Raw genomic sequence first — 23,724 nt, 5'->3', positions numbered from 1 at the left:
GAGGTTACGAATGTCTGATTCAACTATGAATAAAGCAATAAATGAAGCTTCCAGCGGCAGATCAACACAGCAGCAGACTTATCAGCCGATGACTTTCGACTCCATCAAGATCGGTCTTGCTTCTCCTGAGAAGATCAGAAGCTGGGTACACAGAATAGATAACGATCCACTCAGTGGACAGGTTACCAAGCCTGAGACAATCAACTACAGAACACTTAAGCCTGAAAGAGACGGTTTGTTCTGCGAAAGAATTTTTGGACCTACCAAGGACTGGGAATGTCACTGCGGTAAGTACAAGAAGATCAGATATAAGGGTGTTGTCTGCGACCGTTGCGGCGTAGAGATCACCAAATCAAGCGTACGTCGTGAGAGAATGGGATACATCGAGCTTGCAGCTCCCGTATCACATATCTGGTACTTCAAGGGTATCCCCAGCAGAATGGGACTTATCCTTGACCTTTCACCCCGTGTTCTTGAAAAAGTATTGTATTTTGCTTCTTATATAGTACTTGATCCCGGTGAGACAACACTTGAGTACAAGCAGGTTCTCTCCGAGAAAGAATATCAGGACGCAAGAGAAGAGTGGGGCGGCAAGTTCCGCGCAGGAATGGGTGCTGAGTCCATAAAAGAGCTCCTTCTCGATATCGATCTTGAGAAAGAGTATCAGGAGTTAAAAGAGGGTCTTGATACTTCAAGCGGACAGAAGAGAGCAAGAATTATCAAGAGACTTGAGGTTGTAGAGGCATTCAGAGAGTCAGGAAACCTTCCTGCATGGATGATCATGGACTGCATCCCGGTTATTCCTCCGGATCTTCGTCCTATGGTTCAGCTTGATGGCGGACGTTTCGCTACATCTGACCTTAACGATCTTTACAGAAGAATCATTAACAGAAACAACAGACTTAAGAGACTTATGGATCTCGGAGCTCCCGACATCATCGTTCGTAACGAGAAGAGAATGCTCCAGGAGGCTGTTGATGCACTTATCGATAACGGTAGAAGAGGAAGACCTGTAACAGGACCCGGTAACAGAGCACTTAAGTCACTTTCAGACATGCTTAAGGGTAAGTCGGGACGTTTCCGTCAGAACCTTCTCGGTAAGCGTGTAGACTATTCAGGACGTTCGGTTATCGTCGTTGGACCCGAACTTAAGATTTATCAGTGCGGACTTCCTAAGGAAATGGCCATCGAGCTCTTCAAGCCTTTCGTTATGAAAGAGCTTGTTTCCAGAGGAATCTCACAGAACATAAAGAACGCCAAGAAGCTCGTTGAGAGACTTGATGAGCAGGTTTGGGACGTTCTTGAGGATGTAATCAAAGAGCACCCTGTTATGCTTAACCGTGCTCCCACACTTCACAGACTTGGTATTCAGGCATTTGAGCCTATCCTTGTAGAAGGTAAAGCTATTAAGCTTCATCCTCTTGTATGTACACCCTTCAACGCCGACTTCGACGGTGACCAGATGGCTGTACACCTTCCATTGTCAGTAGAGGCACAGGCTGAGTGCAGATTCCTTATGCTCTCACCCAACAACCTTCTTAAGCCTTCTGACGGTGGCCCTGTAAACGTTCCTACACAGGATATGGTACTTGGTATTTACTACCTCACACAGGAAAGACCCGGAGCCCTTGGCGAAGGAAAAGTCTTCAAGAGCGTAGACGAGGCTATTCTTGCATACGAGAACGGTTACATTACACTTCAGTCAAGAATTAAGATCAGAATTGAAAAGAAGAATGCCGAAGGTGAGGTTTCTACAGGATTTGCAGAATCAACACTCGGAAGATTCCTCTTCAACGAGATCATCCCTCAGGATCTTGGTTTTGTAGACAGAACCAATCCCGAGAATACATTCAAGCTTGAAGTTGACTTCATGGTTGGTAAGAAACAGCTTAAGCAGATCGTTACCGCTATGATCAACACACACGGAACATTCGCAACTGCAGAGGTTCTTGATAATATCAAGGCAACAGGTTACCACTACTCAACAAGAGCAGCTATGACCGTTTCCATCGCCGATATGACAGTGCCTCCTCAGAAGCAGCAGATGCTTGATGAAGCTCAGGCAACTGTTGATAAGATTGCAGCTAACTATCGTCGTGGTCTCATCACAGACGAAGAGCGTTATCGTGCGGTAGTTGATACTTGGATGGAGACCGATAAAGAGCTCACAGAAGTGCTTCTTGCAGGTCTTGATAAGTACAACAACATCTACATGATGGCTGACTCAGGTGCCCGTGGTAGTAACCAGCAGATCAAACAGCTTGCAGGTATGCGTGGACTTATGGCCGATACAACAGGTCGTACCATCGAGCTTCCTATCAAGTCTAACTTCCGTGAAGGACTTGACGTTCTGGAATACTTCATGTCAGCACACGGTGCTCGTAAGGGACTTTCAGATACGGCTCTTCGTACAGCCGATTCCGGATACCTTACACGTCGAATGGTAGACGTATCTCAGGAGCTTATCATTCGTGACATCGATTGCTGCGAAGGCAAGGAAGTTATCCCCGGAATGACCGTTAAGGCATTCATGGACGGAAAAGAGACAATCGAGCCTCTTAAGGACAGAATCACAGGAAGATATTCCTGCGAGACTATAAAAGATAAGGACGGCAACGTTCTTGTTAAGAAGAATCACATGATCACTCCTTCAAGAGCTGAGAAGATTCTTACAATAGGTGTCAATGCTAAGGGACAGCCTGTTGATGCAGTTAAGATCCGTACAATCCTTACTTGCCGTTCACACAACGGAATCTGTGCTAAGTGCTACGGCGCTAACATGGCAACAGGTGAGGCAGTTCAGGTCGGTGAGGCAGTTGGTATCATCGCTGCACAGTCAATCGGTGAGCCCGGTACACAGCTTACCATGAGAACATTCCACACAGGTGGTGTTGCCGGTGGCGATATCACACAGGGTCTTCCCCGTGTCGAGGAGTTGTTCGAGGCAAGAAAGCCTAAGGGACTTGCGATCATCTCAGAGCTTGACGGTCAGGTTGAGATCAGAGACACCAAGAAGAAACGTGAAGTTATCGTAACCAACGATGAGACAGGCGAGTCAAAAGCTTATCTTATCCCTTACGGATCACGTATCAAGGTTCAGGACGGAACAACAATCGAAGCCGGTGACGAGCTTACAGAAGGTTCAGTTAACCCTCACGATCTTCTTAAGATCAAGGGAATCCGTGCAGTACAGGATTACCTCTTAAGAGAAGTTCAGAGAGTTTACCGCTTACAGGGTGTTGATATCTGCGATAAGCACATCGAGGTTATCGTTCGCCAGATGCTTAAGAAAGTAAGAATCGACGAGAGCGGAGATACAGATTTCCTTCCCGGAACACTTGTTGATGTTCTTGATTTCGAGGATAAGAACGAGGCACTCATCTCTGAGGAGAAGAGACCTGCGGAAGGTAAGCAGGTAATCCTTGGTATCACCAAGGCAGCACTTGCAACCAACTCATTCCTTTCAGCAGCATCATTCCAGGAGACAACCAAGGTTCTTACTGATGCAGCTATCAAGGGTAAGGTTGATCCTCTTATCGGACTTAAAGAGAACGTTATTATCGGTAAGCTTATCCCTGCCGGAACAGGTATGAAGAGATACAGAAACACAGCTCTTAATACCGACGCCAACTTCGAAGATGCAGAGAAGCTTATCCTTAAGAAGAAAAAGAAGGACATCGAAAAAGAAGAGATCATCGAAGATGAGATCGAGATTGACGATGAAGTTTCTGTTTCTGACGACGAAGAGTAATCATAAATGTAATATCGTTCCTGCGAATCTTAACCGGTTCGCAGGAACTTCCATGAAAAATATTTGTTGACAATGAAAAAAATTGTCTATATAATTCATAATTGCGTGTATAGACAAGAGGGTGAAACTATGCCCTTTTGTTTTATGCTATAAATCGCGGGTTATGAATCCGCTTTTTATATTAGTTTTTCTTATCAAAATAGGAGGTAAAAGGAATGCCAACATTTAACCAGTTAGTTAGAAAGGGTCGTCAGACATCTGTAAAGAAGTCTACAGCACCTGCGTTGCAGAAGGGTTTTAACTCTCTTCACAAGAAGGCAACTGCAACAGCTTCTCCTCAGAAGCGTGGTGTTTGCACAGCTGTTAAGACAGCAACCCCTAAGAAGCCTAACTCTGCTCTGAGAAAAATCGCCAGAGTACGTCTTTCTAACGGTATTGAGGTAACAAGCTACATTCCCGGAGAAGGTCACAACCTTCAGGAGCATAGCGTTGTTCTTATCCGTGGCGGAAGAGTTAAGGATCTCCCTGGTACAAGGTATCACATTATCAGAGGTACTCTTGATACTGCAGGTGTAGCCGACAGAAAACAGGCTCGTTCTAAGTATGGCGCTAAGAAGCCTAAGGCTGCCAAGTAATTTATTTTAAGTAACAGATCTAATTTTAAAAGTGTTGGTGTTCTATTCTATATAAGTAGTAAAGAAACCGCACGTACACTAAATTAGTGAGTACCGTTGATTTTAGCAATTCTAAAGGAGGGAAGAACCGTGCCGCGTAAAGGACATATTGTAAAACGTGACGTATTAGCAGATCCTTTATACGATAACAAGGTTGTAACCAAGCTTGTTAATCAGGTAATGCTCGATGGTAAGAAGGGCGTTGCTCAGAAGATCGTATATGGTGCATTTGCACAGGTAGAAGAGAAGGGTGGAAAGCCCGCTCTTGAAATTTTCGAGGGAGCTATGAATAACATCATGCCCGCTCTCGAAGTAAAAGCAAGACGTATTGGTGGTGCTACATACCAGGTTCCTATTGAGGTTAGACCAGACAGACGTCAGGCTCTTGCACTTCGTTGGCTTGTAACTTTCTCACGTGCAAGAGGCGAGAAGACTATGGTAGACAGACTCGCTTCAGAGATTATGGATGCATACAATAACACTGGTGCAGCTGTAAAGAGAAAAGAAGACATGCACAAGATGGCAGAAGCAAACAAGGCATTCTCACACTACAGATTCTAATCTGGTGAGATTTCAGATTTTTAGGAGGAAGAACCTTTGGCTGATAGACAATACCCATTGGAGAGAACCAGGAACATCGGTATCATGGCTCATATCGACGCAGGTAAGACTACTCTTACAGAGCGTATTCTTTACTATACCGGTGTAAACTATAAGATTGGTGAGACCTATGAAGGTACTGCTACCATGGACTGGATGGAACAGGAGCAGGAAAGAGGTATCACAATCACATCCGCAGCTACAACATGCCACTGGACACTTCAGGAAAACGGTAAGACTAAGCCCGGCGCTCTTGAGCACCGTATCAACATCATTGATACACCCGGCCACGTAGACTTCACCGTTGAGGTTGAGCGTTCACTTAGAGTACTTGATGGCGCCGTAGGCGTATTCAGTGCTAAGGAAGGTGTTGAGCCTCAGTCTGAGAACGTTTGGCGTCAGGCTGACGGATTTAATGTTCCTCGTATGGCATTCATCAACAAGATGGATATCATCGGAGCAAACTACTACGGAGCAGTTGAGCAGATCCGTAACAGACTTAAGAAAAATGCTATTATGATCGAGATCCCTATCGGAGCTGAGGATCAGTTCCAGGGTGTTATCGACCTTTTCGAGATGCAGGCATACATCTACAACGATGATAAGGGTGAGGATGTTACTATTGGTGAGATCCCCGCTGACCTTAAGGATGACGCTGAGCTTTATCATGGCGAACTCGTTGAGAAGATCTGCGATCTTGATGAAGATCTTATGATGGAGTACCTTGAGGGTAATGAGCCTTCTAAGGAAGAGCTCAAGGCAGCACTTCGTAAGGCTACTTGCGAGTGTAGAGCATTCCCTGTTTGCTGTGGATCTGCCCACAAGAACAGAGGTATCCAGAAACTTATCGACGCAGTTATTGAATTCATGCCTTCACCTGTTGATATCCCTGCATGTAAGGGTACTGACATGGATGGTAATGAGATCGAGATTGAGTCAACAGATGATGGCCCGTTTGCAGCACTTGCATTCAAGATTGTCAGCGATCCTTTCGTTGGAAAGCTTGCATTCTTCCGTGTATATCGTGGTACAGCAAACTCAGGTTCATACGTACTTAACAGCTCAAAAGATAATAAGGAACGTCTTGGACGTATTCTTCAGATGCACGCTAACAAGAGATCAGACCTTGATAAGGTTTACTCAGGTGATATCGCTGCTGCAGTTGGACTTAAGAACACTGTAACAGGTGACACACTTTGCGATGAGAAGAATCCTGTTATCCTTGAGTCTATGGAATTCCCTGATCCTGTTATCGAGCTTGCTATCGAGCCTAAGACTAAGGCCGGTCAGCAGAAGCTTGACGAGGCTCTTCAGAAGCTTGCTGAAGAAGATCCTACATTCAGAGCTCACACTAACTCTGAGACAGGTCAGACAATCATTGCCGGAATGGGTGAGCTTCACCTTGACATTATCGTAGACAGACTTCTTCGTGAGTACAAGGTTGAGGCTAACGTTGGTGCTCCTCAGGTTGCATATAGAGAGGCACTTACAAAGGCAGTTGATATTGAGTCTAAATATGCTAAGCAGTCCGGTGGACGTGGACAGTACGGACATTGTAAAGTTCGTTTCGAGCCCATGGATGCCAACGGAGACAATCTTTACCAGTTCGATAGCGAAGTTGTCGGCGGTGCTATTCCTAAGGAATTCATCCAGCCTATCAGCGAAGGTATCGAAGAGGCTATGAAGGCCGGAACACTTGGTGGATATCCTGTTGTAGGTGTACACGCTACTGTATACGACGGATCATATCATGAAGTCGACTCTTCAGAAATGGCATTCCACATCGCAGGATCTATGGCGTTCAAGGATGCTATGCAGAAGGGTGCACCTGTTCTTCTTGAGCCTATCATGAAGGTTGAGGTAACAATGCCCGAGGAATACATGGGTGATGTTATCGGTGATGTAAACTCACGTCGTGGACGTGTAGAAGGTATGGACGATCTCGGCGGCGGTAAGATCGTAAGAGCTTATGTTCCTCTTGCTGAGATGTTCGGATACGCTACAGACCTTCGTTCAAGAACTCAGGGTCGTGGTAACTACTCAATGTTCTTTGAGAAGTATGAGCCCGTTCCTAAGAACGTTCAGGAGAAAGTTCTTACAAATAAGGCGAAATAATTATTGATAAAACGCCGAAGTTTTAATATAATCGATGTAGTCGGTTAAATTATGTATGTAAATGTTGATTAACATTTAACCTAAGGAGGATATTTAGAAATGGCAAAAGCTAAGTTTGACAGAAGCAAACCACACGTTAACATTGGTACAATCGGACACGTTGACCATGGTAAAACAACTCTTACAGCAGCTATCACAACTGTTCTTGCAGACAGAGGATTTTCACCTGCTGTTGCATTCGATCAGATCGATAAGGCTCCCGAAGAGAAAGAGCGTGGAATCACAATTAACTCTGCTCACATCGAGTATGAGACAGCTAGCAGACACTACGCACACGTTGACTGCCCTGGCCACGCTGACTATGTAAAGAACATGATCACTGGTGCAGCTCAGATGGATGGTTCTATCCTCGTTGTTGCTGCTACAGACGGTGTTATGGCACAGACTAAGGAGCACGTTCTTCTTGCTCGTCAGGTTGGTGTTCCTTACATCATCGTATTCATGAACAAGTGTGATATGGTTGATGATCCTGAGCTTCTCGACCTCGTTGAGATGGAGATCAGAGACCTTCTTACAGAGTATGAGTTCCCTGGAGATGACACACCTATCATCCGTGGTTCAGCTCTTAAGGCTCTTGAGGATCCTAAGTCTGAGTGGGGCGATAAGGTTATGGAGCTTATGGACACAGTTGATTCTTACATCCCTGAGCCTACTCGTGAGACAGATAAGCCTTTCCTTATGCCTGTTGAGGACGTATTCACAATCACAGGACGTGGAACAGTTGCTACTGGTAGAGTAGAGAGAGGTTCACTTAACCTCAACGACGAAATCGAAATCGTTGGTATCAAGGAAGAGACATCTAAGTCTGTTGTAACAGGTATCGAGATGTTCCGTAAGACAATGGATTACTGCGAGGCTGGTGACAACGTAGGTCTTCTTCTTCGTGGTGTTGACCGTGAAGGTATCCAGAGAGGTCAGGTTATCACAAAGCCCGGCACAGTAACTTGCCATACAAAGTTCACTGCTGAGGTTTACGTTCTTACTAAGGACGAGGGTGGCCGTCATACACCTTTCTTCACAAACTACAGACCTCAGTTCTACTTCAGAACAACTGACGTTACAGGTGTCTGCAACCTTCCCGATGGTGTTGAGATGTGCATGCCTGGTGACCACGTAACAATGTCTATCGAGCTTATTCACCCCATCGCTATGGAGCAGGGTCTTAAGTTCGCTATCCGTGAGGGTGGACGTACAGTTGGATCAGGTAAGGTTGCTACAATCGTAGAGTGATCTACCTTCTAGCTTTTAGCTAAATGCAAATATAAAGAGCTTCGAGCCTTGTGCTCGGAGCTCTTTTTTATTTGCTTTTTCTATAAACATTCACCGAGTTTAAACCGATATATACGATATAAGGATAACTATACATATTTATCACTAACACAGGAGGAGCCTTATGCGTATACAAGAGAACATGGATGTTCAGAATAATCTTTATCCCACACAGGAGCCGATCGATCCCGATAAAGTCAAAACAAGTGACAAAGGAAAGAATGTTTCTGTGTCAGGAGCCAATCTCAAAATTCAGAGCTTGCTTGAGCAGCGTCAGGACTTTGCTAAGAAGAATGCGCTTAAGATCGTAGCGGATGCATTTGGCGGAGAGAAGAAGCTTGATGCTCAAATGCAGTCAATAAAGGATCAGATAAAATCCCTTTCTGAAGAATTAAATGAAATGAAAGAGCAGAACAAAGCGGACAATGCCATGCTAAAAGAGCTCATGTCTGAATATGGGGTTGAACCTACAAGTAGAGAGTATATTGAACTTGAGGGGTACGCCGAGAGAGCACGGAGTACTGATCCCGATACTCAGCTTTCTTTAGATGAATATAACAATCTAACTGAGTTTCAGAAGAAAGCGTTGTACTATGTCTCTTCGGACCAAGATAAAACAAAAGAAATGAGGGATATAGAGAATAAGATGGCATCACTCGTATGCGGCTATGCGGACATCAAGAGGGAACGCCTTAAATCCAACGATATGCTCGATGCACAAAAGGAAGCTGATAATATTATGGACGCATCCACTAAGGAGGCGATAGCTCTTTTGACAAGCGACGCAGTCGAGAATATCGATGAAGAGCAGAAAGAGCGCGAAGAGGAAGCCAAGGAAGCTGCAGAAGAGAAGAAAGAGGAAAAGAAGAAAGAAGCCAAGAAGCTGGAAAAAGAGGCTCAGTTGCAGGAACTTATCGAGAATATAAAAGATAGAACAGAACTCGGACATGCAACCGGCGCAGATGCTAAGAGAGCAATAGCCAGAAGAGAACGTGCGGAGGCAGAGGAGAATAATCCCGATAATTATAAGAAGGTGGTTATCACAGAGGAAAGGTCGCTTGAAGACGTGCAGGAAGATGTCAACATTGAGATAACCAACATCCTCAATAAGCTAAGTCTTTTATCAAATGATGTAAAAGGAGCTTCCATAGATAATCAAGTGTAAAATGTGTTCAAACGCCTAAAAATACGCAAGATTAGCAGTATTTTTATAATTAGTTCATAGAATGTTTAAGCCTTGCTGTTATACTGAACTTACGAGAACTACAAGAAAAGGAGTGAAGTCTATGGCAGTAAAACACGTCGACTATTCCGAGATAGATTTTGCTAAGCAGGGGGGAGATGGGAGTATCACACACAGTGATCTTGAGAACCTTCTTAAAATGAAAGATCAGTATAAAGATTTTCAGCTTCTGATGATGAAGTATGATTGTGCGTTGTCGGAAGTCAGGACCAAGCTGGATGTACTCAACAAAGAGCTTTCGCTTCGAAACAACAGAAATCCTTTTGAGGCGATCAAGATGAGAATAAAGACTCCAATGAGTATCTACAACAAGTTGGAGGCAAAAGGACTTGATTTTTCACTGGATAATATAAAAAAGAACATATCGGACATCGCAGGTATAAGAGTCATTTGCTCGTTTGTCGATGACATTTACATGCTCGCCGATTGCCTTGCCAAGCAGGATGACATTGAGGTAATACAGAAAAAAGATTACATTGAAAAGCCCAAGAAGAGCGGTTACAGGAGCTTACACCTTATTATCGAGGTTCCTATATTCTTAACTCAGGAAAAAGAGTTTATGAAGGTGGAAGTTCAGTTCAGAACGATCGCGATGGACTTCTGGGCAAGTCTTGAACACAAGATGAAATATAAAAAGAACATCGAAAACCAGGATGTGATTTCCGATGATCTTAAGTTTAGCGCAGATCTTATAAATCAGCTCGATCTTAGAATGCAGCAGATACGGGAAAAGATCGATGCAAGCGAAGAATAATTATTTGGCTGTCCATCTTCCGCTGGCGCCGCAGGGAAGAACGAGACCGTTGTTTTTAACCGGAAGACCGATCTCATTTGCTTCAATTGTTCCGGGATGAATAGGATCAAGAACAGTATGAAGCATGTATGAAAGAACTGCGGGCTGTAAACCGGTTGTATACGAATTTATAAGGAAGAAAAGAGGATTATCCGAAAGGAGCTTACTCGTAAGCTGAATAAAAGGAAAAACAGATTCCTCAATCTTCCAGATCTCACCTTTGGGTCCTCTTCCGTAAGAAGGAGGATCCATTATTACGCCGTCGTATTTATTTCCTCTTCTTATTTCTCTTTCTACGAATTTAACGCAGTCATCTACGAGATATCTGATGGGTGCATCGGCAAGCCCTGAGGAAGCCGCATTTTCTTTTGCCCAAGCTACCATGCCTTTGGCGGCGTCAACGTGTGTGACACTGGCACCTGCCTTAGCGGCCGAGACAGTGGCACCTCCCGTATATGCAAAGAGGTTGAGAACCTTGATCTGGCGATCGGCCTTCTTTATTAAAGAAGAAAACCAATCCCAGTTGGCAGCCTGCTCGGGGAAAAGACCCGTATGCTTGAAGCTGAAGGGCTTAAGATTAAAAGTGAGTTCCTTATAATTAATAGTCCATTCCTCCGGAAGCTTGTGGAACTCCCACTCGCCGCCGCCTTTATTGCTTCTGTGATAATGTCCGTTGGGCTTCTTCCATCCGAAGTGTTTCTTTTCAGTGTTCCATATTACCTGAGGATCCGGTCTTACAAGCAGGTAGTCGCCCCATCTTTCGAGCTTCTCGCCGCTCGAGGTATCGATGACCTCATAATCTTTCCATCCGTCTGCAATCCACATATCTAAGTGCCTTTCTGTTTATATTATGAACAATGTCTTTTTTCTTATATAATATGATTCTAACTCATGTCCATCGTGAATGATATCACGATAATTACCGTCATTCCAATGAAATGGTAAAAGAGATTAAAATAGATCAAGCAAAATGGGCAAAAAACATTGATTTTGCGATTAAAGTGATTAATTTATAAAAAGAGGTTGCATATATCGGAAAAATGTTTTATAGTATAAGACGCTGTGACATGATAGCTATGAAGCGTGAGGTTGCTGCTTTATCCAGTTAAGCAGGTTTTCCGTGGAGCGAATGTCTAGAGGCTGCCGAGCAGCCAAACAAACTGACGACAAGTCACTGTACAGTAATTTAAGTCTGCCGACTAACCCAAGGCAGAAACGACGTGTAGAAGTTTTACAGCTTTAATTTGGTTTATTGCTTAGGACACACACGGGAGAGTGTACAGTCACCGCTTGTCGTACTTAATTCAAAAGTGCGAAAAGGAGGCGACTTTTTTTATGGCAAATCAGGTAATGAGAATTACACTTAAGGCATATGATCATCAGCTTGTTGATGCATCTGCCAAGAAGATCATCGAGACAGTCAAGAAGAACGGTTCTCAGGTAAGCGGACCTGTTCCCCTTCCTACAAAGAAGGAAGTTGTTACTATCTTAAGAGCTGTTCATAAGTATAAGGATTCAAGAGAGCAGTTCGAGCAGAGAACACACAAGAGACTTATCGATATCATTACACCTACTTCCAAGACAGTAGAGGCTCTTCAGAGACTCGAGATGCCTGCAGGTGTAAACATTAACATCAAGATGAAGTAATACATATAAGAAGTATTACATTATCTAATAAAGTAACTATTTATTTTAAACCTCTACTAGTATGATGCGAGACGCATGATGCCGTGATAACTGGAGAATTGTTCAAAACGTTGCGGAACAATTGAAGCGACATTGCGAATGAAGTAAGCATCCGCTGTAGACGTAATAAGGAGGTAAAAACATGAAGAAGGCTATTTTAGCTACTAAAGTCGGAATGACTCAGATCTTCAAAGAGGACGGTTCACTCGTTCCTGTAACTGTTCTTCAGGCAGGACCTTGTGTTGTTACACAGATCAAGACTGTTGAGAACGACGGTTACAGCGCTGTCCAGGTTGGCTTTGTTGACAAGAAGGAAAAGGTTGTTAACAAGGACAAGAACGGAAACAAGACAATTTATCATCGCCACGGTGCAACCAAGGCTGAGCAGGGTCACTTCAAGAAGGCCGGAGTTTCTTGCAAGAGATATGTAAGAGAGTTCAAGCTTGAGAACGCTGCAGAGTATGAGCTTGGTGCAGAGATCAAGGCTGATGTATTTGCTGAGGGCGACAAGATCGACGCTACAGCAATTTCAAAGGGAAAAGGATTCCAGGGCGCCATCAAGAAGAATGGTCAGCACAGAGGACCCATGGCTCACGGTTCCAAATTCCACCGTCATCAGGGTTCTAATGGTTCATCTTCAGATCCCAGCCGCGTATTTAAGGGTAAGGGAATGCCCGGTCACATGGGTAGTGTGAAAGTAACAGTTCAGAATCTTGAGGTTGTTAGAGTAGACGCAGACAAGAACCTTATTCTTGTAAAGGGCGCTATTCCCGGACCTAAGAAGGGACTTGTTACCATCAAGGAAACCGTTAAGGTTATCGGATAATAGAACACGAAAGGAGGACCATACAGATGGCTAATGTATCTGTTTACAATATGGAAGGCAAAGAAGTTGGTAAGCTTGATTTAAGCGATGCTATCTTCGGAGTTGAAGTAAATGAACATCTCGTACACATGGCAGTTCTTCAGCAGCTCGCTGACAAGCGCCAGGGTACACAGAAAGCAAAGACACGTTCTGAAGTTTCAGGAGGCGGAAGAAAGCCTTGGAGACAGAAGGGAACAGGTCATGCTAGACAGGGATCTATCAGAGCTCCTCAGTGGAAGGGCGGCGGAGTTGTATTTGCTCCCGTTCCGAGAGATTACTCTTTCAAGATGAACAAGAAAGAGAAGAGAGCTGCTCTTAAGTCTGCTCTTACAGACAAGGCTCAGAACAACAACATCATCGTAGTTGACGAGCTTAAGTTCGATGAGATCAAGACTAAGAAGTTCGCAGAGGTTATGAATAACCTCAAGGCTACACGTAAGGCTCTTGTAGTTCTTGCAGACAATGACAAGAACGTAGTTCTTTCAGCAAGAAACCTTGCAGAGGCTAACACAACACTTACAAACACACTTAATGTGTATGATATCGTAAACGCTAGGACACTCGTTCTTACAAAGGACGCAGTTGCTAAGATAGAGGAGGTGTATTGCTAATGGCAGCATTACAGTATTATGACGTAATCCTTAAGCCTGTAATTACTGAGAAGAGCATGGCAGGCATGAGCGAGAAGAAGTACACTTTCCTTGTAAATCCTGAAGCAAACAAGACACAGATCAAGGAAGCTGTAGAGAAGATGTTCGAAGGAACAAAGGTTGCTAAGGTTAACACACTCAATGCCAACGGCAAGAAGAAGAGACGTGGAATGACAATCGGCTTCACAGCTAAGACTAAGAAAGCTATTGTTCAGTTAACTGAGGACAGCAAGGACATCGAAATCTTCCAGGGACTTTGAGTAGAGCACTTAGCGAGGTAATATCGAGCTTAGTGCGAACCATGCAAGTTCACTTAACGAGGTTCTATCGAGTTTAGTGAAGCTTGCGATACCGCAAACTAACTATACGTGCGAATCCAACTTAAGTCCGGGATTCAAGTGCTACAAGCACCATGCACGTGATAAACAAAAAAGGAGAAAATATCATGGGAATTAAGAAATACGGCCCATATACCCCATCCAGAAGAAATATGACCGGTTCAGATTTCTCAGAGATCACAAAGAAGACTCCCGAGAGATCACTCGTTGTTTCTAAGAACAGCAAGGCCGGACGTAACAACCAGGGTAAGATCACTGTTAGACATCGTGGATGCGGCGGCAGAGTTAAGTACAGAATTATAGATTTCAAGAGAAATAAGGACGATATGACTGCAACAGTTATCGGTATCGAGTACGATCCTAACAGATCTGCTAATATCGCACTTATTCAGTACGAGGATGGAATAAAAGCATACATCCTTGCACCTAACGGTCTTACAGACGGAATGAAAGTTATGAACGGCGCTAACGCTGAGATCAGAGTTGGTAACTGCCTTCCTCTTTCAGCAATTCCTGTCGGTGAAAACGTACACAACATTGAGCTTTATCCCGGAAAGGGCGGCCAGATGGTTCGTTCAGCCGGAAACGCTGCACAGCTCATGGCTAAAGAAGGTAAGTACGCAACACTTCGTCTTCCTTCAGGCGAGATGAGAATGGTTCCTATCGAGTGCAGAGCAACAATCGGTGTTGTAGGAAACGGTGATCACAACCTTATTAACTATGGTAAAGCCGGAAGAATCCGTCACATGGGTATCAGACCTACAGTTCGTGGTTCTGTTATGAACCCTAACGACCATCCTCACGGAGGTGGTGAAGGTAGAGCACCTATTGGACGTTCTGGCCCTTGCACACCTTGGGGCAAGCCTGCTCTTGGTTACAAGACACGTAAGGCTAAGAAGGCTTCAAACAAGCTGATCGTAAGAAGAAGAAACGGTAAAGCCATCAAATAAGGAGGAATAAAATGTCTAGATCACTTAAAAAGGGACCTTTTGCAGACGCAAGCCTGCTCAAGAAGATAGATGCTATGAACGCAGAGGGCCAGAAGCAGATAGTTAAGACTTGGTCACGTCGTTCTACAATTTTCCCGTCTTTTGTTGGACACACAATAGCTGTTCATGACGGAAGAAAGCATATTCCTGTATATGTTACTGAAGATATGGTTGGACACAAGCTTGGTGAGTTTGTTCCCACAAGAACATTCAGAGGACATGCCGGAAGTTCTCCCGTTGAGAGAAAGAGCAGCATTAACTAAGAAGTGTCAATGAAAGGAGGTCAAATCCATGGAAATGGAAATCAAGCATAGATCTAAAATTAAAAGAGAAAGAAATCGTGACAATAAAGAGACAAGACCTTTTGCAAAGTTATCTTACGCAAGAATACCTGTTCAGAAGGCATGCTTTGTCATGGATGCTATCAGAGGTAAGGATGTTGAGACTGCACTTGCAATCCTTCAGTACAACCCCAGATATGCTTCAAGCGTAATCTACAAGCTCCTTAACAGCGCTGTAGCTAACGCAGAGAACAATAAGGGAATGAACAGAGCAAACCTCTTTGTTGCTGAGTGCACTGCAAGCAACGGCCCTATCATGAAGAGAATTCAGCCTAGAGCTCAGGGCAGAGCATACAGAATCAACAAGAGAATGAGCCATCTGACTGTTATTTTGGACGAGAGATAATTGAAAGGAGAAGCGAAAAATGGGACAGAAAGTTAATCCTCATGGCCTCAGAGTCGGTGTTATCGCTGACTGGGATTCCAAGTGGTATGCTGAATCTGGCGATTTCGCCAATAATCTTGTAGAAGATTACAATATCAGAAAATTTCTGAAGAAGAAGTTATATGCAGCTGGTGTTTCTAAGATCGAGATCGAGAGAGCATCAGATAGAGTTAAGGTTATCGTTTACACAGCTAAGCCCGGTGTTGTTATCGGTAAGGGCGGTGCTGAGATCGAAGTAACCAAGAAAGAGCTTTCAAAGCTCACAGACAAGAAGGTTCTTGTTGATATCAAAGAGATCAAGAAGCCCGATAAGGATGCACAGCTTGTTGCAGAGAACATCGCTCAGCAGCTTGAGAACCGTGTATCATTCAGAAGAGCAATGAAGTCTTGCATGAGCAGAACAATGAAGACAGATGCACTTGGTATCAAGGCATGCTGCTCAGGCCGTCTCGGCGGTGCAGATATCGCTCGTTCAGAGTTCTACAGCGAGGGAACTATTCCTCTTCAGACACTCAGAGCAGATATCGATTATGGTTTTGCTGAAGCAGATACAACTTACGGCAAGGTTGGTGTTAAGGTATGGATCTACAAGGGTGAAGTACTTCCGACCAAGGCTGGTGAGAATTCAGATAAGGAAGGGAGCGATAAATAATGTTAATGCCTAAGAGAGTTAAGCACCGCAAGCAGTTCCGCGGTTCAATGGCTCATAAAATTACTCGTGGTACTACAATCACTTATGGTGAGTACGGAATTGTTGCGCTTGAGCCTTGCTGGATCAATTCAAACCAGATTGAGGCAGCTCGTATAGCTATGACACGTTTCATCAAGCGTGGTGGTAATGTTTGGATCAAGATTTTCCCTGACAAACCTATCACATTAAAGCCTCTTGGAACACGTATGGGTTCCGGTAAAGGTGCAGTAGATAGATGGGTAGCTGTTGTTAAGCCCGGTCGTGTAATGTTCGAAATCGGTGGAGTTGCCGAGGCCGATGCTAGAGAAGCTCTTCGTCTTGCGACACATAAGCTTCCTTGCAAATGCAAGATCGTTTCAAAGGCTGATTTGGAAGGCGGTGTATCTAAATGAAAATAAATAAGTATGTAGACGAGCTTAAGGCTAAGTCTGTTGATGAGCTTCAGACAGAGCTTGTATCAGCTAAGAAGGAACTTTTTAATTTAAAATTCCAGAACGCTACAAACCAGTTGGATAATACAGCAAGAATCAAAGAAGTAAGAAGAAATATTGCAAGAATCCAGACTGTAATCACACAGAATGCTAAGGCTGCTAACTAAGCCTTTTGCCTAATCTAAAAGGAGAATAATCGTGGAAAGAAATTTAAGAAAAACGCGTGTTGGAAAAGTAACAAGCGATAAGATGGACAAGACCATCACAGTTTCCATTGAGGACCATGTTAAGCATCCTCTTTACAAGAAAATCGTGAAGAGAACATATAAGCTTAAGGCTCATGACGAGAACAATGAGTGCCGTATCGGTGACACAGTTAAAGTCATGGAAACAAAGCCTATCTCCAAAGATAAGAGATGGAGACTTGTATCCATTATTGAACGTGCAAAGTAATACGAAAAAAGGAGAAATATCATGATTCAGCAGGAAAGTAGACTGAAGGTCGCTGATAACACCGGTGCGAAAGAGCTTCTCACTATCCGTGTTATGGGTGGATCTACAAGAAGATATGCGAGAATCGGCGACACTATCGTTGCTTCCGTTAAAGAAGCAACACCCGGCGGAGTTGTAAAGAAGGGTGATGTTGTAAAGGCTGTTGTCGTTCGTACTGTTAAAGAGACACGTCGTAAGGACGGTTCCTACATCAGATTTGATGAGAACGCTGCTGTTGTTATCAATGAAGATGGTACGCCTAAGGGAACACGTATTTTTGGACCCGTAGCCAGAGAGCTTCGTGAGAAGAAATTCATGAAGATCCTTTCTCTTGCTCCGGAAGTATTATAAGGAGGCGCCCATAATGTCAACATGTAAGATTAAGAAGGGCGATACAGTTAAGGTTATCGCCGGCAGAGAAATCGACAAGGAAGGCAAGGTTCTTTCTGTTGATGCTAAGAACGGTAAGGTTGTTGTAGAGGGTATCAATAAGGTTACAAAGCATGAGAAGCCTTCTGCTAAGAACCCTAACGGCGGAATTGTAGAGAGCGAAGCTGCTCTTGATATCTCAAACGTTGTGTATCTTCACAAGGGCAAGCCTACCAGAATCGGCTTCAAGGTTGAGAAGGACGAGAACGGTAAGGTTGTAAAGAAGAACCGCATCGCTAAAAAGACCGGTGAGGTTATTGACTAATTTTGGAAGGAGGTATTAAGCGTTGAGTAGATATAAAGATTTATACAAGAACGAGATCGTTGATGCTATGACCAAAAAGTTCGGTTATAAGAACGTTATGCAGGTACCTAAGCTCGACAAGATCGTTGTAAATATGGCAGTTGGAGAAGCTAAGGAGAATGCTAAGCTTCTTGAGAACGCTGCAAACGATATGGCTATCATCACAGGCCAGAAGCCTATCTATACAAAGGCTAAGAAGTCAATCGCTAACTTCAAGTTGAGAGAGGGCATGCCTATCGGATGTAAGGTTACACTCCGTGGCGAGAAGATGTACGATTTCCTTGATCGTCTCGTAAACCTTGCTCTTCCCAGAGTTCGTGACTTCAGAGGAGTTAATCCTAACTCTTTTGACGGAAGAGGAAACTATGCACTTGGACTTAAAGAGCAGCTCATCTTCCCTGAGATCGAGTACGATAAGATCGATAAGACAAGAGGTATGGATGTAATTTTCACAACAACAGCTAAGACAGACGAAGAGGCTCGTGAGCTTCTCAGACTGTTCAATATGCCTTTTGCAAAGTAATTATAGGAGGGAAATAACACATGGCTAAATTATCCATGAAGTTGAAACAGCAGATGAAACCTAAGTTCTCTACACGTGCATACAACCGTTGTAAGATCTGTGGTCGTCCTCATGCTTATCTTAGAAAGTACGGAATCTGCAGAATTTGCTTCCGTGAGCTTGCATATAAGGGCGAGATTCCTGGTGTTCGTAAGGCATCTTGGTAATTCTGTAGTTTTATAGTTAAGTTTTTACTTGTTAGGGTCATTAAAACAAAATGCATACACGCTTGCGTGTTAAGCATTTTGCGTATGACACCTAGATATTTAAACATTGCGGCTTCGTGTCTCTGCTCAATTCGGGGAGTAGTAAGGCGAAGCAAGAATAATTAAGGAGGCAATTTAAAATGGCAATGAACGATCCTATTGCAGATATGCTTACAAGAATTCGTAACGCAAATACTGCAAAGCATGACACTGTTGATGTTCCTTCTTCAAAGATGAAGCTTGCGATTGCAAACATTCTTCTTGATGAGGGTTATATTAAGAAGGTTGATGTTGTTGAAGATGGCGCTTTCAAGAATCTTCACATCACACTTAAGTACGGTGCAGACAGAAACGATAAGGTTATTACAGGCCTTAAGAGAATCTCAAAACCCGGTCTTCGTGTATACGCAGGCAAGGATGAGCTTCCCAGAGTATTAGGCGGTCTTGGTATTGCAATCATTTCAACAAACCAGGGCGTTGTAACTGATAAAAAAGCAAGAGAGCTCCAGGTTGGTGGCGAAGTTCTTGCATTCATTTGGTAAATTGGAGGTACGGGCATGTCACGAATCGGAAAAATGCCAATCGCAGTTCCTGCTGGAGTTACAGTAGAAGTTGCAGAAAATAATAAGGTGACTGTTAAGGGACCTAAGGGTACCCTTACAAGAGTATTCCCTGCTGAGATTTCTTTCTCACAGGCAGATGGTCAGATCGAAGTTAAGAGACCTGACGATCAGAAGAAGACAAGAGCTTTACACGGTCTTTCAAGAAGCCTTCTCAACAACATGGTTGTTGGTGTAACAGATGGTTTCGAGAAGAAGCTCGAGGTTAACGGTGTAGGTTACAGAGCTGCTAAGAATGGTAAGACACTCTCTCTTACACTTGGTTATTCACATCCCGTTGAACTTACTGATCCTGAAGGAGTTGAGACAGTAGTTGAGGGACAGATAATCACTGTTAAGGGAATCGACAAAGAGGCTGTTGGCCAGCACGCTGCTATCATCAGAGAGAAGAGAGCTCCCGAACCTTATAAGGGCAAAGGAATCAAGTACATTGATGAGGTTATCAAGCGTAAGGTTGGTAAGACAGGTAAGAAGTAATTAAGATAAGGAGAGTGCAAAATGGTTAGTAAAGAATCAAGACAGAAAGTTCGTGCTAAGAAGCACATGAAGATTCGTAATCGTTTCAGCGGAACAGCTGAGAGACCACGTTTAGCAGTATTTAGAAGCAATAATCATGTTTATGCACAGGTTATTGATGATGTTGCCGGCAAGACAATTGTTTCTGCTTCAACTCTTGAAAAAGATATCAAGGCAGAGCTCAAGAATACAGACGACATTGAGGCTGCTACAAAGATCGGTAATGTTGTAGCAAAGAGAGCATTAGATAAGGGCATCAAGGCCGTTGTATTTGACAGAGGTGGATATATCTACCACGGAAAAGTAAAAGCTTTAGCTGATGCTGCCAGAGAAGCTGGCCTTGAATTCTAAGAAGGGAGAAAACACAATATGAAGCGTACAATAGTTGATGCTAGTCAGCTTGAATTGACAGATAAAGTTGTAACCATCAAGCGTGTTACTAAGGTTGTTAAAGGTGGACGTAACATGAAGTTCACTGCTCTTGTTGTTGTAGGTGATAACAACGGACACGTTGGTGTTGGTCTGGGCAAATCTACTGAAGTCCCGGACGCTATCCGTAAGGGTAAGGAAGATGCTACAAAGAATCTCATCACAGTTCCTCTTGATGAGAACAACAGTATCACACATGATTTCGTAGGTAAGTTCGGCTCTGCTGAAGTATTACTTAAGAGATCACCCGAAGGTACCGGTATCATCGCCGGAGGTCCCGCTCGTTCAGTATGTGAGCTTGCAGGAATCAGAAACATCAGAACAAAGTCACTTGGTTCTAACAATAAGCAGAATGTTGTTTATGCTACAATCAATGGCCTTGCTCAGCTTAAGACACCTGAAGAAGTAGCAGCTAAGCGCGGTAAATCCGTAGCAGATGTAACTGCTTGATAGGAGGAAAAATCAATGGCAAAGAGTAGTGATAAGAAGCTTAAGATCACATTGGTTAAGTCCACAATAGGTGCTATTCCCAAGCAGGTGGCAACAGTTAAATCAATGGGATTTAAGAAGCTTAACAGTTCTGTTGAACTTCCCGATAACTCAGCTACAAGAGGACAGATTCAGCAGATCAGACATCTTGTAAAAGTTGAAGAAATCTAATTTTTAGATTATTCTATATTACATGTAAATAGTATCCGGGGCTGCTTTACGTATACGCGAGTGGAAGATAGCGATATCGGCTGCGTTGAGCGGTATAAGCCTCGGAGTTAAATGAAGGAGGAATATCATGGAATTATCAAACTTAAGACCTGCTGAAGGTTCTGTACAGAGTGATAATTTTAGAAGAGGCCGTGGTCATGCTTCAGGAAACGGTAAGACAGCCGGTAAGGGTCACAAGGGTCAGAAGGCTCGTTCAGGAGCTCCCAGACTTGGCTTTGAAGGTGGTCAGATGCCCCTTTTCAGAAGACTTCCCAAGAGAGGCTTCAAGAATATCAATCATAAGAATATCGTAGGCATCAACGTAAGTGCACTTGAAGTATTTGATAACGGAGCAGTTGTTGATGTTCAGGCACTCAAGGATCAGGGTATCATCAAGAAAGAGCTTGATGGTGTTAAGATTCTTGGCAACGGAGAATTTACTAAGAAGCTTACGGTTAAGGCTAACGCTTTCAGCGCAGCTGCTAAAGAAAAAATCGAGGCACTTGGTGGAACAACAGAGGTGATCTAATGTTTAAGTCCCTAATGAATGCATTAAAGGTCAAAGAGATAAGAATGAAAATTCTTTTCACACTCTTTATGCTTGCTGTAATCAGATTTGGTTCTGCTATCGCGGTACCCGGTATGAATATTGAGGAGTTTAAAGCATGGCTGGCAAGCATCAAAGAAGGTGACACATTTGGCTTCTTGGATAGATTCACAGGTGGTTCATTTGAGAGTATGTCAATTCTTGCTCTCAACATCACACCTTACATCACATCATCCATTATAGTTCAGCTTCTTACCATCGCTATTCCCAAGTTTGAGGAGTGGCAGAGAGACGGAGAAGACGGAAGAAAGAAGCTTACAAAGCTTACAAGGTTCTTTACCATTGCCTTGGCACTTGTTGAATCTATTGCTATGACAATCGCATTTAGCAGAGCAGATTATCTTGCAGAAGGCAATAAGGTATTCCTTGCAATTCAGATTATAGCCGCCTTTACAGCCGGTAGTGCATTCCTAATGTGGATTGGCGAAAGAATCACAGACAATGGGGTTGGAAACGGTATTTCAATAGTTCTGACCATAAACATTCTTTCCAGAATGCCCAATGATATCGCGGCATTGTTTGGACAGTTTGTGATCGGTAAGCCTATTGCAAGGGGAGTGGTTTCTGCAATAATTATTTTTGCGGTAATTATTGCCATGGTTGTATTGGTAGTTATTTTTAATGGCGCTGAGCGCAGGATTCCTGTTCAGTATGCCAAGAAGATACAGGGCAGAAAGACATACGGTGGTAACCGCATGGAAATGCCCCTTAAAGTTAATACAGCAGGCGTTATGCCTATTATCTTTGCAATGTCACTTTTCCAGTTCCCTGTTCTTATAACTCAGTTAACGGGTTATAAATCAGACGGAATTTGGGCTGAGATCTCAAAGTATCTCAGTCAGGGTGAGTGGTGTAATCCCAATCACTGGAATTATTCGATTGGATTACTTGTATATATCCTTTTGCTTATCTTCTTTGCGTATTTCTATACGTCAATTTCTTTCAATCCTATTGAGATTGCAGAGAATATGAAGAAGCAGGGCGGATTTATACCCGGAATAAGACCCGGAAAGCCTACAAGTGAATATCTTACAAGCATCCTGAACTATATCATCTTTATCGGAGCTTGCGGACTCATCATTATCGGTGTGCTACCCATCTTCTTTAACGGTATGTTCGGAGCTAAGGTTTCATTCGGTGGAACCAGCCTTATCATCGTGGTAAGTGTTATCCTTGAGACTATCAAGCAGATTGAGTCTCAGATGCTTGTTCGTAATTACAAAGGTTTTTTGGAAGACTGATTTTGTAACTTAAAAAGAGGTACAAGGCTCGTATTATGCGAGTCTTGCAACCTCTTATTCTACTTTTAGAGAAGGATAGTGATTTATGAAAATTATTATGTTAGGCGCACCCGGCGCGGGTAAAGGAACACAGGCTCAGATGATCGCGGAGAAGTACAATGTTCCCCACATCTCAACAGGAGACATCTTCAGAGCCAATATCAAGAACGGAACAGAGCTTGGCAAGAAGGCTAAGGAATATATGGATAAGGGACAGCTTGTTCCCGATGAACTTACAGTACAGCTTTTGCTCGACAGAGTAGCAAACAAGGATTGTGAGAACGGTTATGTTCTTGATGGATTCCCTCGTACCATACCTCAGGCAGACGTTCTTGACGCAGAGCTTACAAAGCTCGGTGACAAGGTTGATTTTGCTATCAACGTTGACGTTCCCGATGAGAATATCGTTCGCAGAATGTCAGGAAGAAGAGCATGCCTTAAGTGTGGTGCTACCTATCATATTGAGCATATTAAGCCTCAGAAGGACGGAATCTGCGATAAGTGCGGAAGTGAGCTTGTTCAGAGAGATGATGACAAGCCTGAGACAGTACAGAACAGACTCAGCGTTTATCATGAGCAGACTCAGCCTCTTATCGAATATTATGAGAATAAAGGTATCTTAAAGACTGTAGACGGAACAAAAGATATGCAGGTTGTATTTAACGGTATCGTTGATATTTTGAACGCGTAAGGTCTTGG

The 23,724-nt window shown here is 43.5% G+C and carries 31 protein-coding genes; 30 read left to right on the top strand and 1 reads right to left on the bottom strand.

Going from position 1 to position 23,724, the window contains the following annotated elements:
• Positions 1–25 precede the first annotated feature (25 nt).
• From rpoC to BM377_RS09465, 7 genes are all read left to right on the top strand, one after another.
• On the top strand, positions 26–3,751 hold the full coding sequence (gene rpoC, locus BM377_RS09495; RefSeq protein WP_092247355.1) for a DNA-directed RNA polymerase subunit beta': 3,726 nt from the start codon (positions 26–28) through the stop codon (positions 3,749–3,751).
• A gap of 215 nt (positions 3,752–3,966) precedes the next feature.
• A complete protein-coding gene (rpsL, locus tag BM377_RS09490) occupies positions 3,967–4,386 on the top strand; it encodes a 30S ribosomal protein S12 (RefSeq protein WP_092247259.1) in 420 nt (139 codons plus the stop codon).
• 129 nt (positions 4,387–4,515) lie between these two features.
• Positions 4,516–4,986, top strand: coding sequence for a 30S ribosomal protein S7 (gene rpsG / locus BM377_RS09485; protein ID WP_026515646.1), 471 nt, complete (start codon positions 4,516–4,518; stop codon positions 4,984–4,986).
• Positions 4,987–5,022: 36 nt separating this feature from the next.
• The gene (gene fusA / locus BM377_RS09480; RefSeq protein ID WP_092247256.1) at positions 5,023–7,140 is read left to right on the top strand and encodes an elongation factor G; all 2,118 of its coding nucleotides are present in this window, start codon (positions 5,023–5,025) and stop codon (positions 7,138–7,140) included.
• A 99-nt stretch (positions 7,141–7,239) separates the two neighbouring features.
• Positions 7,240–8,430, top strand: coding sequence for an elongation factor Tu (tuf, locus tag BM377_RS09475; RefSeq protein WP_092247253.1), 1,191 nt, complete (start codon positions 7,240–7,242; stop codon positions 8,428–8,430).
• A 163-nt stretch (positions 8,431–8,593) separates the two neighbouring features.
• The gene (locus BM377_RS09470) at positions 8,594–9,634 is read left to right on the top strand and encodes a hypothetical protein (protein WP_092247249.1); all 1,041 of its coding nucleotides are present in this window, start codon (positions 8,594–8,596) and stop codon (positions 9,632–9,634) included.
• A 121-nt stretch (positions 9,635–9,755) separates the two neighbouring features.
• Positions 9,756–10,466 carry a GTP pyrophosphokinase gene (locus BM377_RS09465; protein WP_092247244.1) on the top strand — a complete coding sequence of 237 codons (711 nt, stop codon included), beginning with the start codon at positions 9,756–9,758 and terminating at the stop codon, positions 10,464–10,466.
• Here the strand turns inward: BM377_RS09465 and BM377_RS09460 are convergent, their stop codons facing one another.
• Positions 10,467–11,330, bottom strand: coding sequence for a class I SAM-dependent methyltransferase (locus BM377_RS09460; RefSeq protein ID WP_092247241.1), 864 nt, complete (start codon positions 11,328–11,330; stop codon positions 10,467–10,469). It lies immediately after the preceding gene.
• Positions 11,331–11,840: 510 nt separating this feature from the next.
• Here BM377_RS09460 and rpsJ point away from each other — a divergent pair.
• The 23 genes from rpsJ to BM377_RS09345 all read left to right on the top strand — a co-directional run bounded on the left by rpsJ (position 11,841) and on the right by BM377_RS09345 (position 23,716).
• On the top strand, positions 11,841–12,152 hold the full coding sequence (rpsJ, locus tag BM377_RS09455; RefSeq protein WP_013279995.1) for a 30S ribosomal protein S10: 312 nt from the start codon (positions 11,841–11,843) through the stop codon (positions 12,150–12,152).
• A gap of 181 nt (positions 12,153–12,333) precedes the next feature.
• A complete protein-coding gene (gene rplC / locus BM377_RS09450; RefSeq protein WP_092247238.1) occupies positions 12,334–13,017 on the top strand; it encodes a 50S ribosomal protein L3 in 684 nt (227 codons plus the stop codon).
• A gap of 26 nt (positions 13,018–13,043) precedes the next feature.
• Complete coding sequence (gene rplD / locus BM377_RS09445; protein WP_092247235.1) at positions 13,044–13,667, top strand: 50S ribosomal protein L4; 624 nt, start codon at positions 13,044–13,046, stop codon at positions 13,665–13,667.
• Complete coding sequence (gene rplW, locus BM377_RS09440; protein WP_092247233.1) at positions 13,667–13,966, top strand: 50S ribosomal protein L23; 300 nt, start codon at positions 13,667–13,669, stop codon at positions 13,964–13,966. The genes rplD and rplW overlap by 1 nt, the downstream gene beginning before the upstream one ends.
• A gap of 185 nt (positions 13,967–14,151) precedes the next feature.
• Positions 14,152–14,994 carry a 50S ribosomal protein L2 gene (gene rplB / locus BM377_RS09435; protein ID WP_092247230.1) on the top strand — a complete coding sequence of 281 codons (843 nt, stop codon included), beginning with the start codon at positions 14,152–14,154 and terminating at the stop codon, positions 14,992–14,994.
• An 11-nt stretch (positions 14,995–15,005) separates the two neighbouring features.
• On the top strand, positions 15,006–15,296 hold the full coding sequence (rpsS, locus tag BM377_RS09430) for a 30S ribosomal protein S19 (RefSeq protein ID WP_092247228.1): 291 nt from the start codon (positions 15,006–15,008) through the stop codon (positions 15,294–15,296).
• A gap of 28 nt (positions 15,297–15,324) precedes the next feature.
• Positions 15,325–15,720 (top strand): 50S ribosomal protein L22, encoded by a 396-nt coding sequence (rplV, locus tag BM377_RS09425; RefSeq protein ID WP_442857313.1) that lies wholly within the window; start codon positions 15,325–15,327, stop codon positions 15,718–15,720.
• A 19-nt stretch (positions 15,721–15,739) separates the two neighbouring features.
• The gene (gene rpsC, locus BM377_RS09420) at positions 15,740–16,411 is read left to right on the top strand and encodes a 30S ribosomal protein S3 (RefSeq protein WP_022778093.1); all 672 of its coding nucleotides are present in this window, start codon (positions 15,740–15,742) and stop codon (positions 16,409–16,411) included.
• Positions 16,411–16,842, top strand: coding sequence for a 50S ribosomal protein L16 (rplP, locus tag BM377_RS09415; RefSeq protein WP_092247225.1), 432 nt, complete (start codon positions 16,411–16,413; stop codon positions 16,840–16,842). The genes rpsC and rplP overlap by 1 nt, the downstream gene beginning before the upstream one ends.
• Positions 16,839–17,048 (top strand): 50S ribosomal protein L29, encoded by a 210-nt coding sequence (gene rpmC / locus BM377_RS09410; RefSeq protein ID WP_092247222.1) that lies wholly within the window; start codon positions 16,839–16,841, stop codon positions 17,046–17,048. The genes rplP and rpmC overlap by 4 nt, the downstream gene beginning before the upstream one ends.
• A 31-nt stretch (positions 17,049–17,079) precedes the next feature.
• A complete protein-coding gene (gene rpsQ / locus BM377_RS09405; protein ID WP_013280005.1) occupies positions 17,080–17,334 on the top strand; it encodes a 30S ribosomal protein S17 in 255 nt (84 codons plus the stop codon).
• 21 nt (positions 17,335–17,355) lie between these two features.
• The gene (gene rplN, locus BM377_RS09400) at positions 17,356–17,724 is read left to right on the top strand and encodes a 50S ribosomal protein L14 (RefSeq protein ID WP_013280006.1); all 369 of its coding nucleotides are present in this window, start codon (positions 17,356–17,358) and stop codon (positions 17,722–17,724) included.
• Positions 17,725–17,737: 13 nt separating this feature from the next.
• Entirely contained in the window at positions 17,738–18,067 is a 330-nt protein-coding gene (rplX, locus tag BM377_RS09395) for a 50S ribosomal protein L24 (RefSeq protein ID WP_092247219.1), read from the top strand.
• Positions 18,068–18,089: 22 nt separating this feature from the next.
• The gene (rplE, locus tag BM377_RS09390) at positions 18,090–18,629 is read left to right on the top strand and encodes a 50S ribosomal protein L5 (protein WP_092247217.1); all 540 of its coding nucleotides are present in this window, start codon (positions 18,090–18,092) and stop codon (positions 18,627–18,629) included.
• A gap of 20 nt (positions 18,630–18,649) precedes the next feature.
• Positions 18,650–18,835 carry a type Z 30S ribosomal protein S14 gene (locus BM377_RS09385; RefSeq protein ID WP_022764364.1) on the top strand — a complete coding sequence of 62 codons (186 nt, stop codon included), beginning with the start codon at positions 18,650–18,652 and terminating at the stop codon, positions 18,833–18,835.
• A 179-nt stretch (positions 18,836–19,014) separates the two neighbouring features.
• Positions 19,015–19,416 (top strand): 30S ribosomal protein S8, encoded by a 402-nt coding sequence (rpsH, locus tag BM377_RS09380; RefSeq protein WP_092247214.1) that lies wholly within the window; start codon positions 19,015–19,017, stop codon positions 19,414–19,416.
• A gap of 15 nt (positions 19,417–19,431) precedes the next feature.
• On the top strand, positions 19,432–19,971 hold the full coding sequence (gene rplF, locus BM377_RS09375) for a 50S ribosomal protein L6 (protein ID WP_092247211.1): 540 nt from the start codon (positions 19,432–19,434) through the stop codon (positions 19,969–19,971).
• A gap of 21 nt (positions 19,972–19,992) precedes the next feature.
• Positions 19,993–20,361, top strand: a complete 369-nt coding sequence (gene rplR, locus BM377_RS09370; RefSeq protein WP_092247208.1) for a 50S ribosomal protein L18 — start codon at positions 19,993–19,995, stop codon at positions 20,359–20,361.
• An 18-nt stretch (positions 20,362–20,379) separates the two neighbouring features.
• Positions 20,380–20,889, top strand: coding sequence for a 30S ribosomal protein S5 (rpsE, locus tag BM377_RS09365; RefSeq protein WP_092247205.1), 510 nt, complete (start codon positions 20,380–20,382; stop codon positions 20,887–20,889).
• Positions 20,890–20,904: 15 nt separating this feature from the next.
• Entirely contained in the window at positions 20,905–21,099 is a 195-nt protein-coding gene (gene rpmD / locus BM377_RS09360; RefSeq protein WP_092247202.1) for a 50S ribosomal protein L30, read from the top strand.
• Positions 21,100–21,226: 127 nt separating this feature from the next.
• Positions 21,227–21,667 carry a 50S ribosomal protein L15 gene (gene rplO / locus BM377_RS09355; protein WP_026655616.1) on the top strand — a complete coding sequence of 147 codons (441 nt, stop codon included), beginning with the start codon at positions 21,227–21,229 and terminating at the stop codon, positions 21,665–21,667.
• Positions 21,667–22,986, top strand: coding sequence for a preprotein translocase subunit SecY (secY, locus tag BM377_RS09350; RefSeq protein ID WP_092247199.1), 1,320 nt, complete (start codon positions 21,667–21,669; stop codon positions 22,984–22,986). Before rplO ends, secY begins: the two co-directional genes overlap by 1 nt.
• An 85-nt stretch (positions 22,987–23,071) precedes the next feature.
• Positions 23,072–23,716 carry an adenylate kinase gene (locus BM377_RS09345; RefSeq protein ID WP_092247196.1) on the top strand — a complete coding sequence of 215 codons (645 nt, stop codon included), beginning with the start codon at positions 23,072–23,074 and terminating at the stop codon, positions 23,714–23,716.
• The last annotated feature ends 8 nt before the right edge of the window (positions 23,717–23,724 follow it).

Source organism: Butyrivibrio sp. INlla21 (assembly GCF_900116875.1).
Lineage (GTDB): Bacteria > Bacillota > Clostridia > Lachnospirales > Lachnospiraceae > Butyrivibrio.
Note: the sequence above shows the minus strand (reverse complement) of the source record. Positions and strands in the feature narration are given on the sequence as shown.

Excerpts from the sequence above, each read along its gene's own strand:
- rpoC (WP_092247355.1), top strand. The coding sequence starts at position 26 with ATGAATAAAGCAATAAATGAAGCTTCCAGCGGCAGATCAACACAGCAG.
- rpsL (WP_092247259.1), top strand. The coding sequence starts at position 3,967 with ATGCCAACATTTAACCAGTTAGTTAGAAAGGGTCGTCAGACATCTGTA.
- tuf (WP_092247253.1), top strand. The coding sequence starts at position 7,240 with ATGGCAAAAGCTAAGTTTGACAGAAGCAAACCACACGTTAACATTGGT.
- BM377_RS09470 (WP_092247249.1), top strand. The coding sequence starts at position 8,594 with ATGCGTATACAAGAGAACATGGATGTTCAGAATAATCTTTATCCCACA.
- BM377_RS09465 (WP_092247244.1), top strand. The coding sequence starts at position 9,756 with ATGGCAGTAAAACACGTCGACTATTCCGAGATAGATTTTGCTAAGCAG.
- BM377_RS09460 (WP_092247241.1), bottom strand. The coding sequence starts at position 11,330 with ATGTGGATTGCAGACGGATGGAAAGATTATGAGGTCATCGATACCTCG.
- rpsJ (WP_013279995.1), top strand. The coding sequence starts at position 11,841 with ATGGCAAATCAGGTAATGAGAATTACACTTAAGGCATATGATCATCAG.
- rplC (WP_092247238.1), top strand. The coding sequence starts at position 12,334 with ATGAAGAAGGCTATTTTAGCTACTAAAGTCGGAATGACTCAGATCTTC.
- rplD (WP_092247235.1), top strand. The coding sequence starts at position 13,044 with ATGGCTAATGTATCTGTTTACAATATGGAAGGCAAAGAAGTTGGTAAG.
- rplW (WP_092247233.1), top strand. The coding sequence starts at position 13,667 with ATGGCAGCATTACAGTATTATGACGTAATCCTTAAGCCTGTAATTACT.
- rplB (WP_092247230.1), top strand. The coding sequence starts at position 14,152 with ATGGGAATTAAGAAATACGGCCCATATACCCCATCCAGAAGAAATATG.
- rpsS (WP_092247228.1), top strand. The coding sequence starts at position 15,006 with ATGTCTAGATCACTTAAAAAGGGACCTTTTGCAGACGCAAGCCTGCTC.
- rplV (WP_442857313.1), top strand. The coding sequence starts at position 15,325 with ATGGAAATGGAAATCAAGCATAGATCTAAAATTAAAAGAGAAAGAAAT.
- rpsC (WP_022778093.1), top strand. The coding sequence starts at position 15,740 with ATGGGACAGAAAGTTAATCCTCATGGCCTCAGAGTCGGTGTTATCGCT.
- rplP (WP_092247225.1), top strand. The coding sequence starts at position 16,411 with ATGTTAATGCCTAAGAGAGTTAAGCACCGCAAGCAGTTCCGCGGTTCA.
- rpmC (WP_092247222.1), top strand. The coding sequence starts at position 16,839 with ATGAAAATAAATAAGTATGTAGACGAGCTTAAGGCTAAGTCTGTTGAT.
- rplN (WP_013280006.1), top strand. The coding sequence starts at position 17,356 with ATGATTCAGCAGGAAAGTAGACTGAAGGTCGCTGATAACACCGGTGCG.
- rplX (WP_092247219.1), top strand. The coding sequence starts at position 17,738 with ATGTCAACATGTAAGATTAAGAAGGGCGATACAGTTAAGGTTATCGCC.
- BM377_RS09385 (WP_022764364.1), top strand. The coding sequence starts at position 18,650 with ATGGCTAAATTATCCATGAAGTTGAAACAGCAGATGAAACCTAAGTTC.
- rpsH (WP_092247214.1), top strand. The coding sequence starts at position 19,015 with ATGGCAATGAACGATCCTATTGCAGATATGCTTACAAGAATTCGTAAC.
- rplF (WP_092247211.1), top strand. The coding sequence starts at position 19,432 with ATGTCACGAATCGGAAAAATGCCAATCGCAGTTCCTGCTGGAGTTACA.
- rplR (WP_092247208.1), top strand. The coding sequence starts at position 19,993 with ATGGTTAGTAAAGAATCAAGACAGAAAGTTCGTGCTAAGAAGCACATG.
- rpsE (WP_092247205.1), top strand. The coding sequence starts at position 20,380 with ATGAAGCGTACAATAGTTGATGCTAGTCAGCTTGAATTGACAGATAAA.
- rpmD (WP_092247202.1), top strand. The coding sequence starts at position 20,905 with ATGGCAAAGAGTAGTGATAAGAAGCTTAAGATCACATTGGTTAAGTCC.
- rplO (WP_026655616.1), top strand. The coding sequence starts at position 21,227 with ATGGAATTATCAAACTTAAGACCTGCTGAAGGTTCTGTACAGAGTGAT.
- secY (WP_092247199.1), top strand. The coding sequence starts at position 21,667 with ATGTTTAAGTCCCTAATGAATGCATTAAAGGTCAAAGAGATAAGAATG.
- BM377_RS09345 (WP_092247196.1), top strand. The coding sequence starts at position 23,072 with ATGAAAATTATTATGTTAGGCGCACCCGGCGCGGGTAAAGGAACACAG.